The organism is Novosphingobium sp. (assembly GCF_025351285.1).
Classification (GTDB): domain Bacteria; phylum Pseudomonadota; class Alphaproteobacteria; order Sphingomonadales; family Sphingomonadaceae; genus Novosphingobium.
Map to the genome: position 1 here is coordinate 71,310 of NZ_JANXWG010000150.1, position 14,038 is coordinate 85,347.

General features: G+C 64.5%; 14 protein-coding genes and 2 tRNA genes. 11 read left to right on the forward strand and 5 right to left on the reverse strand.

Annotated elements, in window-relative coordinates:
- The first annotated feature begins 2 nt into the window (after nt 1-2).
- From ilvN to Q0R16_RS18435, 4 genes are all read left to right on the forward strand, one after another.
- Nucleotides 3-518: an acetolactate synthase small subunit gene (gene ilvN / locus Q0R16_RS18420; protein ID WP_295639791.1), complete on the forward strand. Its 516-nt coding sequence runs from the start codon at nt 3-5 to the stop codon at nt 516-518.
- A gap of 42 nt (nt 519-560) precedes the next feature.
- The gene (gene ilvC / locus Q0R16_RS18425) at nt 561-1,580 is read left to right on the forward strand and encodes a ketol-acid reductoisomerase (RefSeq protein WP_295639687.1); all 1,020 of its coding nucleotides are present in this window, start codon (nt 561-563) and stop codon (nt 1,578-1,580) included.
- A gap of 169 nt (nt 1,581-1,749) precedes the next feature.
- A complete protein-coding gene (locus Q0R16_RS18430; protein ID WP_295639691.1) occupies nt 1,750-2,130 on the forward strand; it encodes an I78 family peptidase inhibitor in 381 nt (126 codons plus the stop codon).
- A gap of 100 nt (nt 2,131-2,230) precedes the next feature.
- Nucleotides 2,231-2,896 (forward strand): YceI family protein, encoded by a 666-nt coding sequence (locus tag Q0R16_RS18435; RefSeq protein WP_295639693.1) that lies wholly within the window; start codon nt 2,231-2,233, stop codon nt 2,894-2,896.
- Between the two features lie 15 nt (nt 2,897-2,911).
- On the opposite strand, the gene Q0R16_RS18440 is transcribed toward Q0R16_RS18435, so the two are convergent.
- Entirely contained in the window at nt 2,912-4,051 is a 1,140-nt protein-coding gene (locus tag Q0R16_RS18440; protein WP_295639696.1) for an epoxide hydrolase family protein, read from the reverse strand.
- A 217-nt stretch (nt 4,052-4,268) separates the two neighbouring features.
- Here Q0R16_RS18440 and leuA point away from each other — a divergent pair, with 217 nt between their 5' ends.
- The 3 genes from leuA (at nt 4,269) to Q0R16_RS18455 (ending at nt 7,877) form a co-directional block, all read left to right on the forward strand.
- A complete protein-coding gene (leuA, locus tag Q0R16_RS18445; protein WP_295639700.1) occupies nt 4,269-5,942 on the forward strand; it encodes a 2-isopropylmalate synthase in 1,674 nt (557 codons plus the stop codon).
- Nucleotides 5,943-6,009: 67 nt separating this feature from the next.
- Nucleotides 6,010-7,080 carry an amidohydrolase family protein gene (locus Q0R16_RS18450; RefSeq protein ID WP_295639703.1) on the forward strand — a complete coding sequence of 357 codons (1,071 nt, stop codon included), beginning with the start codon at nt 6,010-6,012 and terminating at the stop codon, nt 7,078-7,080.
- A gap of 32 nt (nt 7,081-7,112) precedes the next feature.
- Nucleotides 7,113-7,877 carry a DUF2059 domain-containing protein gene (locus Q0R16_RS18455; protein ID WP_295639706.1) on the forward strand — a complete coding sequence of 255 codons (765 nt, stop codon included), beginning with the start codon at nt 7,113-7,115 and terminating at the stop codon, nt 7,875-7,877.
- A 216-nt stretch (nt 7,878-8,093) separates the two neighbouring features.
- Here the strand turns inward: Q0R16_RS18455 and Q0R16_RS18460 are convergent, their stop codons facing one another.
- Complete coding sequence (locus tag Q0R16_RS18460) at nt 8,094-8,312, reverse strand: hypothetical protein (RefSeq protein WP_295639708.1); 219 nt, start codon at nt 8,310-8,312, stop codon at nt 8,094-8,096.
- Nucleotides 8,313-8,833: 521 nt separating this feature from the next.
- On the opposite strand from Q0R16_RS18460, the gene Q0R16_RS18465 reads away from it, so the two are divergent.
- Nucleotides 8,834-9,814 carry a nitronate monooxygenase family protein gene (locus tag Q0R16_RS18465; protein WP_295639710.1) on the forward strand — a complete coding sequence of 327 codons (981 nt, stop codon included), beginning with the start codon at nt 8,834-8,836 and terminating at the stop codon, nt 9,812-9,814.
- Here the strand turns inward: Q0R16_RS18465 and Q0R16_RS18470 are convergent.
- The 3 genes from Q0R16_RS18470 to Q0R16_RS18480 form a co-directional block, all read right to left on the reverse strand.
- Entirely contained in the window at nt 9,804-10,334 is a 531-nt protein-coding gene (locus tag Q0R16_RS18470) for an AHH domain-containing protein (protein ID WP_366858003.1), read from the reverse strand. The genes Q0R16_RS18465 and Q0R16_RS18470 overlap by 11 nt on opposite strands.
- Nucleotides 10,334-10,939, reverse strand: coding sequence for a hypothetical protein (locus Q0R16_RS18475; protein WP_295639716.1), 606 nt, complete (start codon nt 10,937-10,939; stop codon nt 10,334-10,336). Before Q0R16_RS18475 ends, Q0R16_RS18470 begins: the two co-directional genes overlap by 1 nt.
- Nucleotides 10,940-11,176: 237 nt before the next feature.
- Entirely contained in the window at nt 11,177-11,611 is a 435-nt protein-coding gene (locus tag Q0R16_RS18480) for an NAD(P)H-dependent oxidoreductase (protein ID WP_295639794.1), read from the reverse strand.
- 234 nt (nt 11,612-11,845) lie between these two features.
- Here Q0R16_RS18480 and recJ point away from each other — a divergent pair, with 234 nt between their 5' ends.
- From recJ to Q0R16_RS18495, 3 genes are all read left to right on the forward strand, one after another.
- Nucleotides 11,846-13,648 (forward strand): single-stranded-DNA-specific exonuclease RecJ, encoded by a 1,803-nt coding sequence (gene recJ / locus Q0R16_RS18485; protein ID WP_295639719.1) that lies wholly within the window; start codon nt 11,846-11,848, stop codon nt 13,646-13,648.
- An 84-nt stretch (nt 13,649-13,732) separates the two neighbouring features.
- A tRNA-Glu gene (locus Q0R16_RS18490) sits at nt 13,733-13,807 on the forward strand.
- Nucleotides 13,808-13,881: 74 nt separating this feature from the next.
- Nucleotides 13,882-13,956, forward strand: a tRNA-Glu gene (locus Q0R16_RS18495).
- The last annotated feature ends 82 nt before the right edge of the window (nt 13,957-14,038 follow it).

Sequence of the window (14,038 nt, forward strand, 5' to 3'; positions counted from 1 at the left end):
TGATGAGGATCCAGCTCCAGGCCGAAGAACGCCACGTCCTGACCGTGATGGTCGACAACGAAGCGGGCATCCTGGCCAAGATTGCCGGGCTGTTCACCGCGCGCGGCTACAACATCGACAGCCTGACCGTGGCCGACATTACGGAAAACCACTCGGTCAGCCGCATCACGATCGTCACTCACGGGCCGCCGGCGCAGATCGACCAGATCCGCGCGCAGCTCGAACGGCTGGTGCCGGTGCACAAGGTGACCGACCTCACCGAAATGGGGCCGTATGTCGAGCGTGAGCTGGCGCTGATCAAGGTCGCCGGCCAAGGCGAGCATCGCGTGGAAGCGCTGCGGCTGGCCGACGTGTTCCGCGCCAAAGTGGTCGATACCACCACGCAAAGTTTCGTGTTCGAACTGACCGGTGCGCCCGAAAAGATCGACAGCTTCGTGGCGCTGATGCGCGAACTGGGGCTGGTCGAAGTCGGCCGCACCGGCGTGGTCGGCATGATCCGCGGCGCGCTGAGCGCCTGAATTTTCGTTTCCATCCCGCCATTTTGAAGACCGAGGAATACCATGAAAGTCTATTACGACGCCGATTGCGATCTCAACCTGATCGTCGACAAGAAGATCGCGATCCTGGGCTATGGCAGCCAGGGCCACGCGCATGCGCAGAACCTGCGTGACAGCGGCGTCAAGGACGTGGCCATCGCGCTGCGCGCCGGATCGGCCACTGCCAAGAAGGCCGAGGGCGCCGGCTTCAAGGTGATGTCGAACCAGGATGCGGCGAAATGGGCCGATATCCTGATGATCCTCGCGCCCGATGAACACCAGGCCGCGATCTACGCTGAAGACCTGCACGCGAACATGAAGCCCGGCGCCGCCATGGCGTTTGCGCACGGGTTGAACGTCCACTTCGGGCTGATCGAACCGCGCAAGGACGTGGACGTGATCATGATCGCGCCCAAGGGTCCGGGCCACACCGTGCGCTCGGAATACGTCAAGGGTGGCGGCGTGCCGTGCCTGATCGCGGTCCACCAGGATGCCACCGGCAACGCGCACGACGTAGGCCTGGCTTACGCTTCGGGCGTCGGCGGCGGGCGTTCGGGCATCATCGAAACCAACTTCCGCGAGGAATGCGAAACCGATCTGTTCGGCGAGCAGGCCGTGCTCTGCGGCGGCATCACGCACCTGATCCAGGCCGGGTTCGAAACGCTGGTCGAAGCCGGCTACGCGCCCGAAATGGCCTATTTCGAATGCCTGCATGAAACCAAGCTGATCGTCGACCTGCTCTATGAAGGCGGCATCGCCAACATGCGCTATTCGATCAGCAACACGGCGGAATACGGCGATATCACCACCGGCCCGCGCATCATCACCGCCGAAACCAAAGCCGAAATGAAGCGTGTTCTGGCCGATATCCAGTCGGGCCGTTTCGTGAAGAACTTCGTGCTCGACAACCGCGCCGGGCAGCCCGAATTGAAGGCCGCGCGCAAGGCCGCCGAAGCGCATCCGATCGAAAAGACCGGCGCTCAACTGCGCGCGATGATGCCGTGGATCGGCGCCAACCAGTTGGTAGACAAGGCGAAGAACTGAACCCGATCCTTGCCACCCCCGGGCTGGCGGTTTGCCGCTCGCTCGGGGGTTACGCAAGAATCTTGCAAAACCGTCCCGGTTCGGTGCGCCGCGGACGTCAATAAGTTATTGCGTCCAATATGGATATTTCGCTAGTCTAACCCCGGGCCAATTGGGGAAGGACTGCAAAATGGGCACCAGGTTTCACCTGGGACTCGGATGCGTTGCGCTTGTCGCAGCGTTGGTTGGGTGCGGGCGCGCTGGCCAGCAAGCCGAACAGGCCGCTCCCGATACCACCATGATCAACGCCAGCGCCGCTTTGGTCGAAGCGCCAGCCGGTTCGGACTCAGCTTCTGCCACCAACACAGATACTTGCCAGTCAGCCAGGGCGCACCACTTCATCGGCCGGCTTGATGATCCCGCAGTCCGCACCGCGCTGGCAGCGGTGATCGGCAAGCGGGCCGTTCGCTGGATCAGGCCCGGAACCGCGGTTACGCAGGACTTTCAGGCGGACCGGCTCAACGTGATCGTGGTCGAAGACGGCCGGATCGGTTCGTTGCGCTGCGGCTGACCGGCCCGGCCATCCGGCTTCATCCCGGCTGGGCACTTGCAGCTTGCCCGGCGATCCGCGCCGCGCCATGCATGTGGTTCACGCCCGTCCGGAGAAAACCATGCCCAAGTTCACCCCCGCCATCCGCGTCATGATACCGGCCATGCTTGCCCCGCTGGCCCTGCTCGCGCTCGCCGCGCCGGGCGCCGCGCAGATGCCGATGGAACAGCCGGGCAAGCCCCTGCCGGCGCGCGTCACCGCCGGCACCTACACCGTCGATCCCAACCACACGCTGATCGGCTGGAAGGTCAACCACCTCGGGTTCAATGACTATTTCGGCATTTTCGGGATGACCACGGGCACACTGGTGCTCGATCCGGCGCATCCCGCGGCGGCGAAGCTCGACGTGACGATCCCCGTCTCGAAAGTCACCACCGCCAACGCCGGGTTGACCGCGCACTTGCTTCGCCCGGGCAAGGACGGCGGCAAGCCCGATTTCTTCGGCCCCGACCAGGCCGACGCGCACTTCGTGTCGACCGCGGTCAAGGTCCTGCCGGGCGGCCGCAGCGCAACGATCACCGGCAACCTGACGCTCAACGGCGTGACCGCTCCGGTGACGATCGCCGCCAACTTTTCGGGCGCCGGCATGGGCATGACCAAGGCGCTGACCGTCGGCTTCCACGGCAGCACCACGATCAGGCGCTCGGTGTTCGGGCTTGCCGGCTACGTGCCGCTGATTTCGGATGCGGTACGGCTCGATATCACCGCAGCGTTCGAAAAGAAGTAGAAGTGCGGCGCGGGGTCAGCGCATCGTCGCAAACCCCGCGCGCAATTCGGCCACGAACGCTTCGGGTTGTTCCCACGCCGCGAAATGGCCACCCTTCGGCATGTCGCCCCAGTGCGCCAGCGCCGGAAACACCCGCTCCGCCCATTTGCGCGCGGCGGGGATGATTTCCTTGGGAAACTGGCTGACCGCCACCGGCAGTTCGATCACTTGCGGCGCAAAACTGCCGAAGCTTTCCCAATAGAGCCGCGCCGACGAGGCGCCTGCCCCCGTCAGCCAATACAGCATCAGGTTGTCGCACATCGCATCGCGGGTGAGTGCATCCTCGGGCCGCCCGTTGTTGTCGGTCCAGGCCCACATCTTCTCGTAGATCCAGCCAGCCAGCCCCACCGGCGAATCGACCAATGCGTAACCGATCGTCTGCGGGCGGGTGCGCTGCTGGGTCGAATAGCCCGAATCCCACTGCTGGTAGTGCTGCAAGGCCGCCAGCGCGCGAAGTTCATCTGGCCCGGGATTGGCAAGGTCTTCCGCCTCGGGCCGCGCAATCGGCATGTTGAGGTGGATGCCCGCGCAGCCTTCGACCTTCTGGACGCCGATCGCGGTCGTCACCGCCGCACCCCAATCGCCGCCTTGCGCCAGCCAGCGGGTGTAGCCCAGCCGCTCCATCAGCGTGCCCCACGCACGCCCGATCCGCTCCACACCCCAGCCCGAAGCGGTCGGCTTGCCCGAAAAGCCGTAGCCGGGCAGCGCCGGGACCACGCAATGGAACGCGTCCGCGGCCTTGCCGCCATGCGCCTCGGGATCGGTCAGCGCCGCGATCACGCCGCGAAATTCGAGCACCGATCCCGGCCAGCCATGCGTCAGTACCAGCGGCGTGGCATTCGCATGCTTCGAGCGGACGTGGAGGAAGTGGATATCCACACCGTCGATTTCGGTGATGTACTGGCCGGTCTGGTTCAGCCACGCCTCGCACGGCCGCCAATCGTAGCTGTGCCGCCAGTGGTTGACGAAATCGCGCAAGGCCGCGAGCGGCACGCCTTGCGACCAATCGTCCACCGTCTCGCGCTCGGGCCAGCGCGCCATGTCGATCCGGCGGTGCAAGTCATCGAGATCGGACTGTGGAATGGCCAGCGTGAACGGCCTGATTGCGTCGGTCATCTGGCATTCCCCCACTCGATTCTGTCGATCGCAACTCTGGACAACAACCGGCAAGTTGGCCATAGGCTTGGCGCAATGACCTTGCGGCTTGGCCTTACCCTGCGACTTATCCGCCCTTGGGCGTGAGCTGACGCGACGCATCTGCGGCGCGCGCGGCGCCCAAGGGTTCCGATCCGCCGACCAGTTCCTTCGATAAATCAGTTCGAAAGCCCGCACGATGACGATGCTGCGCGACCCTTCGCCCAAATACCGCCCCTTCCCAGCCATCAATCTGCCCGACCGCAAGTGGCCGTCGCAGCAGATCACCAAGGCCCCGCGCTGGCTGTCGACCGACTTGCGCGACGGCAACCAGGCGCTGGTCGACCCGATGGGCGCCGAAAAGAAGATGCGTTTCTTCGACTTGCTGCTGAAGGTGGGCGTCAAGGAAATCGAAGTGGGCTTCCCGGCTTCGGGCGCGACCGATTTCGATTTCATCTCCGGCCTCGTCCGCAACGGCAAAGTGCCCGACGACACGATCATCCAGGTGCTGACGCAATCGCGGCGCGACCTGATCGAAACCTCGTTCGAAAGCCTTCAGGGCAGCCGCACCGCGATCGTCCACCTCTACAACGCGGTCTCGCCTGCGTGGCGCAAGATCGTGTTCGGGATGAGCAAGGAGCAGGTCAAGGAGATCGCGATCGAGGGCGCCAAAGTCCTGTGCGACCAGGCGGCCAAGTATCACGATACCGACTGGCGCTTCGAATACAGCCCCGAGACGTTCTCCACCGCCGAAGTGGAATTCTCGGTCGAAGTCTGCGCGGCCGTGATGGACGTGCTCCAGCCCACGCCCGAAAAACCGATCATTTTCAACCTGCCCGCCACGGTCGAATGCGCGACGGCCAACATCTATGCCGACCAGATCGAACTGTTCGGGCGGCTGATCCCCAACCGCGATGCGGTGGTGATCTCGCTCCACACGCACAACGATCGCGGCACCGGCATCGCCGCATGCGAACTGGGGCTGATGGCCGGCGCAGATCGCGTCGAAGGCTGCCTGTTCGGCAATGGCGAGCGTACCGGCAACTGCGATCTCGTCACAGTCGCTCTCAACATGTACACGCAAGGCGTTGATCCCGAACTCGATTTCTCGAACATCGACGAAATCGCCAAGACCGTGGAATACTGCAACCAGTTGCCCATCCACCCGCGCCATCCTTACGTGGGCGAACTGGTCTACACCTCGTTTTCGGGGAGCCACCAGGACGCGATCAAGAAGGGCTTCGCGCACATGGAGGCGAAGAACGATCCGCAGTGGGAAATGCCCTACCTGCCGATCGACCCGGCCGACCTGGGGCGCAATTACGAGGCGGTGATCCGGGTCAATTCGCAGTCCGGCAAGGGCGGCTTCGCCTGGGTGATCGAGCAGGACCAGGGGTTGAAACTGCCCAAGCGGATGCAGGCGCACTTCTCGCGCCACGTGCAGGAACTGGCGGATTCGGCGGGGCGCGAGTTGTTTGCCAATGACATCTGGGACGTGTTCCAGCGCGTCTACCGGCTCGGCGAACCACAGGCGCTGCACCTGATCGATTACGAGGAAACCCGCGCCAGCGACGGTACGCGCATCTTCGCTGGGAAGATCGGCGTCGATGGGCACGAACGCAGCGTCTCGGGCCGCGGCAACGGGCTGATTTCGTCGGTGGTGGCAACGCTGGCCGAGGCGTTCGGAGTTGCGTTCGAGGTCAAGGACTACGCCGAACACGCGATCGGCCAGGGCTCGGACGCACGCGCGGCGGCTTATGTCGAATGCCGGACCGCCACCGGCGCAACGGTGTGGGGCGTGGGCATCGATGAGGACGTGGCCACCGCCAGCGTGCGCGCGGTGCTTTCCGCCGCCAACGCCGCGCTTGGCTGATCGGTAACGCTGCTCCATAGTCGTGACCTGACGCCGCAACATCGGCGCGATTGTGGAGCAGGACCCGATGGCCGAGACGACCCCCCAACAGACTGTTGGCGAAGCGATCCTCGAACCCGATCTCAAGATCATCGATCCGCACCACCACTTGTGGGACTTGCGGCCGCTGCTGAGCCACTTCCCCGAACCGCGCCATCCGTTCATCGAAGCGATCGCTCGATCGGCCTATTACACGTTCGGCGATCTCTACGCCGATGTTACCGGCGGCCACAACGTGATCGGCACCGTGTTCATGGAATGTGGCGCTTTCTACCGCGCTGACGCGAATGATGCGCTGAAGGTCGTGGGCGAGGTCGAGTACGTCAACGGCGTCGCGGCGCAAAGCGCGAGCGGGCTTTACGGGCCTGGCCGATTGTGTGCGGCGATCATCGGCCACGCCGATTTGCGCTTGGGCGATGGCGCCGCACCAGTGCTTGAGGCGCTTCGATCCGCCTCGCCACGCTTCAAGGGCATCCGTCACAGCGCATCCTGGGACGCCGATCCGAACGTACTGGGCTCGCTCAATTCGGCGCCCGGCCTCTACCTCGATGCCACCTTCCGCGAAGGTTTTGCCCACCTTGGCCGCATGGGCCTGACCTTCGATGCCTGGCTGCTCGAACCGCAACTGGGCGATGTGCTGTCGCTGGCGCGCGCGTTCCCCGATCAGCCGATCGTGCTCGATCACTGCGGCAGCCCGCTCGGCATGGCCAGCTACCACGGCAAGTTGCACGAACGGTTCGACACCTGGCGCACTTCGATCAAGGCGCTGGGTGAATGCCCGAACGTCACGATCAAGCTGGGCGGGCTCGCCATGTCGTTCGCCGGCATGCCCGATCACGGCCCCGAAGCCGGCCTATCGTCCGAGACCCTTGCGGCGATGTGGCGGCCCTACATCGAAACCTGCATCGATGCCTTCGGCCCCACCCGTGCGATGTTCGAGAGCAATTACCCGGTCGACAAATGGGGTGCCAGCTACGCCACGCTGTGGAACGCGCTCAAACGATTGGCGCACGGGGCTTCGGCCGAGGAAAAGACCGCGCTATTCGCCGGCACCGCCGCGCGCGTTTACGGGATCGAACACCTGCTTGAACACGGCTAAGGCCGGGCAAGAACAGCAAGGAGGGATTTGAGATGACACGCTGGATGTTCGGCGCCGCGCTGGCGGCGAGCCTTTGCACCGCCTCCCCCGCGCTGGCTGAGGCGCCTGCCACTGCGCCAGCAGCAGCCCCGGCCCCAGTCGATCCGGCGCGGCTGGCGATCGCACGCACGACAGTCAATTCCATATTCCCGGTAGGTACTTACGCGCGGATCATGGACGGCACCCTGACCACGATGATCCCGCAGATCATGGGCGGCGTGGGCAAGATTCCGTTGCGCGATCTGGCCGGGATCGCTGGATTGAGCCAGGAAAAGGTCGCCGAAATGGGGCCGGGTACGATCAAGCAGATCATGGAAATCCTCGATCCCGCTTACGAAAGGCGCACGCAGGCGATGATGACGGGCATGTTCCGCGAAATGGGCGGGATGATGGCCAGCTTCGAACCGACCATGCGCGATGGCCTCGCCAATGCCTACGCTCGCCGCTTCACCGCGCAGCAACTCGCCGACATGAACGCGTTCTTCGCCACGCCTTCGGGCAAGGCCTATGCGGCAGATGCGATGACGATCTTCATGGACCCCGAAGTCATGTCGGCAATGCAGGCCTTCATGCCCAAGATGATGAAACAGATGCCCGACCTGATCAAAAAGGTCTCCGACAGCACCGCCGACTTGCCCAAGCGCAAGCACATGAACGACCTCACCCCCTCCGAACGCAAACGCCTCGCTGAGCTGCTGGGCGTGAAGGAAAGCGAGCTTGAGGCGAGCGAGGCGGCCAAGCCAGGCGCGTCATCCTGAGTGGGGCGACTGGTCGCCAAGTCCCCGAATTTTGCGCGGACCGAGGGTCAGGCCACACGCAATTGTGATTGCGATGCAGTGGCACCGAAGCAGGTCCCCGGCGCGGTGCGATGGGCCGCGAGGTTTGCACATTTTTTTGAAGGCGATGGGTGCAATCTAAGATTAGGATCGGAAGGTAGCTCTGACCGCCATCCGGCAGGCACTGGAGGAAAGCGGTCATTTCATTGTCCACCCGACGTAGCAGTCCTCATCGATTAATCCGATGAGCTTCTGACCATCCTTGCCCGTAAAGCTAACCTTCGCGACGTAACTTGTAGGGTCCTCGGCGACTGTGGCGGTATCAGACGCGAAGTTTTCCTGCTCAGATCGGACAGAGCGGCTCAGCATTCCTCGCTTCTGTTGTTGCGCCAATTGCACCGCAAGCGGATGAGACATGCCTTTGCAATCCGTTGATGAGATTAACGGCGAGCACGCTGATCCCATTCCAGCGAGGATTGCGACGATGAAGAACCGGGGGAGTCTCATAACGCGACCATGCCGAACGCGGCCAATGTCGGCAATTGGGCGGGAACCGCACTCCAAACAAATGTTACCCCGACCTCGCCCCCTAAATCCCGCTTCCCTGAAGGCAAGCGATCAACCGAGACATCTGCTGCGTTCCACCATGGCCCCCAGGCACATGGCGGCGATGCCGATGCCGACGAAGCGTTGGCAACAGTGGCGCCAATCAGCCCTTTCCTACATCGTCCGGCTTGTGCAAAAGCCGATTCATGGCGCTCCAAAGCACCTAAACTGTCTGCTGTTAAGCGCCAAGGTGGCCGCCCGGCGTTTTCCTCCCAGGACACCGTCAATTGCGTCAACATGTCACCTTGTGCCTTGCCCCATCGGCCCTTTGACAGCCCTCGCCCGGCCCCCTAAGTGCGCTCTTAATCGATCGCTTAACCCGAAAGAACCCGATGCCGCTGCCTTCGCTTTTTGCCAATCTGCGCCTGCCGGTGATTGCCTCGCCGCTGTTCATCATTTCGACGCCCGAGCTGGTCATTGCGCAGTGCAAGGCGGGCGTGGTCGGCAGCTTTCCCTCGCTAAACGCGCGGCCGATCAGCCAGTTGGACGAATGGCTGCACCGCATCACCGAGGAACTGGCCGCGCACAACCGCGATCATCCCGAAGCGCCGGCGGCGCCGTTCGCGGTCAACCAGATCGTTCATCGCACCAACAACCGGCTCGACGAGGACATGGCGATGTGCGCCAAGTGGCAGGTGCCGCTGCTGATCACCTCGCTCGGCGCGCGCGAGGACGTCTATAACGCCGCGCACGGCTGGGGCGGGATCGTGCTGCATGACGTGATCGACGATCGCTTTGCGCGCAAGGCCATCGAAAAGGGCGCCGATGGGCTGATCCCGGTGGCGGCGGGCGCGGGCGGTCACGCGGGCATGCAATCGCCGTTCGCGCTGATGCAGGAAATCCGCCAGTGGTTCACCGGGCTGGTCGCGCTGTCTGGCGCGATCGGGCACGGGCGTTCGATCCTGGCGGCGCAAGCGCTGGGCGCGGACTTCGCCTATATCGGCTCGGCGTGGATCGCGTGCGAGGAAGCCAACGCCATGCAGGGCTACAAGGACGCGATCGTGGCGAGTTCGGCGGGCGATATCGTCTATTCGAACCTGTTCACCGGCATCCACGGCAATTACTTGCGCTCCTCCATCGTCAACGCCGGGATGGACCCCGACAACCTGCCGGTCAGCGACCCGACCGCGATGAACTTCGGTTCGGGCGGCAACACCGAAGCCAAGGCATGGAAAGACATCTGGGGTTCGGGCCAGGGCATCGGCACGATCGACGCGGTCGAACCGGTGGCGGCGCGGGTCGATCGGTTCGCGGCTGAATATCACGAGGCGATCGCCGCGCTGGCAACCAACACCGCTCCGTTCAAGCGCTGAGCGGTTCGTCAGTCGCGCCCCACAGCGCCTCGGCCATCGCATCGAGATGGCTGAAATTGAGCGCGGGATCGCGTCGGTTGAGCGGCCTCGAACGCCAGCAGGCCGGATCGAGCAACTCGCGCCGCAGCGCCTTTTGCAGCGCGTCAAGCGCGACCAGCGCTCCGACCCACGCGACATGCCCGTGGCTGCGACTCCACTCGCGCTCGATCTCGCCCACCCGTTCGATGACCATCTTCGTGTAGATGGCGTGGGGTCCGCGGTGCAGCGGAAGGCCGATGCGCATCGCCTCGATCTCGTTCGATGGGAGCAGCAGCCCGTTGCGGCGAAAGTCGTTCATGCCGACCGGTTCGGGACCGAGCGCGGCGAACATCCTCGCGAAACCCCGCTCGCGCTGTACCTGGCGCGGTAGAATGTGATGGCGTTGGAGACCGGGCCGGTGGGTTGGTAAACCGGGTCGGTTAACCGAGCTGAAAGGCATCGGCCCCGGCCTGTCGCGAACGACGGACCGTGGCCGAACCATCACCTGCGGCGCGCCTCTATCATGCCGCCGGGTTCGCAAGATATCCACACCGATCCGGCACCTTCCAGCTCAACGTCGCGGGGGGTGGCAGGAGCGCCGTGGGCGACCAGCCAATCGGTCAGCCGGATGGCGATGCGCGCGGCATCGTCGGGGGCAAGATCGCCGCAACCGGTCAACCGGAAGTCATGCCCGATCAGGAAGTCCAGCCCACGGCTGGCCAACGTTCCCTGCTCGCCGCGTTCAAGCGCCGACAGCGCAAGCGCGGGGAACGGGCCACCCTTGACCCACGCCTGGACGGCGGTTGCGAACCAGTCCGGGCGTGTGGCGCAATCGGCCGGCAGCCAGGACACCGAAAGTACGCCGGGAAGTGCCGAAAGCGACGCCACCAGCGTTGCGGCCACACGCACGACCGGCAGCAGATGCTCGGCCCCGGCCAGATGCGGCCCCACTGCCAGCGTGATCGCGGCGGCACCGTCGGGCACCGGCTTGACGCCGTACCAGTTGGCAAGCGTTGGCGCCGCTATCACCGGACCAGGCGCAAGGCCTGCCAGGTCGAAGGTCAACCCGTCGCTCAACAATTCCACCCAGCCGGCATCGGCAGACATGGCATTCGAAATCGAAAAAGCCCCAAGTTCGGCCAAACGTGCAACTCCCGCCGCGTCGGGGCGAGCATCGGTTTCGACCAGCAGGCACGCCAGCCTTGTCCCACGCTCGAATTCACCCGTCGCACTCAAGAGAACATCGCCCCGCCCCATTACCAAACGATTGACATAACGCTCAAATCCGAGCGGCTTCTGCAATGGCCTACTTCATCCATAACGAACTAATGAAGCGCATTCGTTTCAGAAAACGCCCAGTGCCAGTCCTTCGGCCAGGGCTTGTCCCATTTCGTGACAGCTTGCCAGTGTCGCGGCATCGACACGCTTGGCCGCAAGGATGGCCTCGGGCGTCTGCGCGTGCGTTATGGCGATGAGCGGTTCCGCCACGCGACGCAACCGCCAACCGGTGGCGATCCGATCGATCTGTGCTTGCGCGCCCGATCCATCCGAACCGGCTGCGATCAACGTGGCATAAGCGCGGCCCTCGATCCGCCCGAGCAGCGGATAGTAGCACCGATCGAAAAATTCCTTCATCGCCCCCGACATCGTGGCAAGGTTTTCGGGGCAGGCAAACACAAACGCATCCGCCAACAGCAGCGCTTCGGGCTGAGCGGATTCGGCTGCGATCAGAACCGCCTCGCCGGCCTCGCAGGCGCCGGTATATGCCGCTTCGGCCATCGCGCGCGCGGCGCCGGTGCGGCTGTGCCAGACGATCGCGAGCACGCCGATCAGGCCTTCTGGTCCGGACGCATCGGCACAGCTGCCCCGAAATAAAACGCGAGTTCCTGCACGAGCGCAATGCGACCATCGCGGCAAGCGCATGTCAAGGCTGTCGCCCATTCGCGCAAGTCGGTCCACAACCCTGCCCGCGCGCCTCTTCCCTCGCTCGCGCAACTGCGATAGCGCCACGCCATGCCCGCAATCAGCGCCGATACCCGTTCGATCCTTGGCCAGCAGTGGCGCTGGCGCGGCGGCAACATGGACCTGGCCTCCGGAACCGGTGACGCCATCGGTGACGGCAACGCCGCGGCCTTCGGCACCGACCTGGTCGACCAGATGCTGATGGCGCGGGGCGTGGCGCGGGATGACCTGCCCCGTCACCGCAAGCCGACCTTGCGCGAATTCCTGCCCGATCCGTCGATCTTCCGCGACATGGACGCAGCCGCCGAACGCCTGGCGCAAGCCGTGCTCGCGGGTGAACGGATCACCATTTATGGCGATTACGACGTCGATGGCGCAACCAGCGCGGCACTGCTGATCCTGCTGCTGCGATCGCTGGGCGTGGAGGCGGCGCATTACATCCCCGATCGCCTGCTCGAAGGTTATGGCCCTTCGCGAGAGGCCTTGGTCAAGCTGGCGCAAACCGGATCGAGCCTGATCGTCACGGTCGATTGCGGGGCGATGGCGCACGAGGCGCTGGCCGCCGCGCACGACGTCGGGGTCGACGTGATCGTGGTCGATCACCACAAGTGCGCGTCGGTGCTTCCGGTGACGGCGGCGCTGGTCAACCCAAACCGGCTCGACGAAAGCGACGAGGCCGCCGCATACGGGCACCTGGCGGCAGTGGGCATGGCCTTCCTGCTCGCGGTGGCCACCGTACGCAGCTTGCGCGCCAGTGGGGCTTTAAAGGGGCGTCAGGAGCCCGACCTGATGGCGTTGCTCGATCTTGTCGCGCTCGGCACTGTGGCCGATGTGGCGCAATTGCGCGGACTCAACCGTGCGATGGTGGCGCAAGGGCTCAAGGTCATGGCGCGGCGCGACAACATCGGCATGGCCGCGCTGATCGACACCAGCCGGCTCAGCCGCGCACCGACGTGCAGCGACCTGGGCTTTGCGCTCGGCCCGCGCATCAACGCCGGCGGACGGGTCGGCGAAGCGGACCTGGGTGTCCGCCTGCTGACCACGCGCGATCCCGACGAGGCCCGCGAGATCGCCGCGCGTCTGTCCGATCTCAACGAACAACGCCGGTCGATCGAAAAGCTGGTTCAAGAAGAAGCCGAAGCGCAACTGCCCGCGCAGCACAATCGCTCGGTCGTGGTGGTGGCAGGGCTTGGCTGGCATCCTGGCGTGATCGGCATCGTAGCCGGACGGATCAAGGAAAAGACCGGCAAGCCCACTGTGGTGATCGCGCTGGAAACCGACGAGGCGGGCCACGGCAAGGGTTCGGGTCGCTCGGTAAGCGGCGTGGACCTGGGTGCGGCAATCATTGCGGCCAAGGATGCGGGCCTGCTCAACGCCGGCGGAGGCCACGCGATGGCGGCCGGGCTGACCGTGGCGCGTGGCGGGCACCTTGCACTGGGCGAGTGGCTCGACGAGCGACTGGCGCGCGATGTGGCTGCGGCGCAAGGCAACCACGCGCTGCCGGTCGACCTGTCGGTAACCCCGCGCGGGCTCAATCCCGAACTGATCGAAGCGCTCGAACAAGCCGGCCCGTTCGGCATGGGCTGGCCCGGCCCGCGCGTTGTGGTTGGGCCGGTACGGCTGCTCAAGGCCGATCTGGTCGGCACCGATCACGTCCGGTTGATCGTGAGCGGTGATGATGGCGGGCGCTTCAAGGCCATCGCCTTCCGCGCGGCCGAGACGCTGCTGGGCCAGACACTGCTCCACGGCATCAGCGGACGCAAGCTGTGGCTGGCCGGCCGGCCGAAGATCGACGATTGGGGCACGCGGCCCGCTGCCGAACTCCATCTCGAGGACGCGGCATTTGCTGACTGAAAGGGAAGTTTTCCCGATCATGCTTGACGTTCCCGTGACCCCCAATTAAGGGCGCACACCTTGCCAACGGCGTTTCGCCGAACTGGCCCCATCGTCTAGCGGTTAGGACGCGGCCCTTTCACGGCTGAAACACGGGTTCGATTCCCGTTGGGGTCACCATTACTGCTTCGCAGGCAACCGCGAGGCCCGGCATTGCCCCCAAGGGCAGAGCCCGGCATCACAAACGTCGGCGCGGCCCCATCGTCTAGCGGTTAGGACGCGGCCCTCTCACGGCTGAAACACGGGTTCGATTCCCGTTGGGGTCACCAGCCGAATAAAATGGCTGACCCCACTGCAATGCAGATTCGTCCAACCCATCCGACTTTCGCATTCGTCGCCCAAACCATCTCT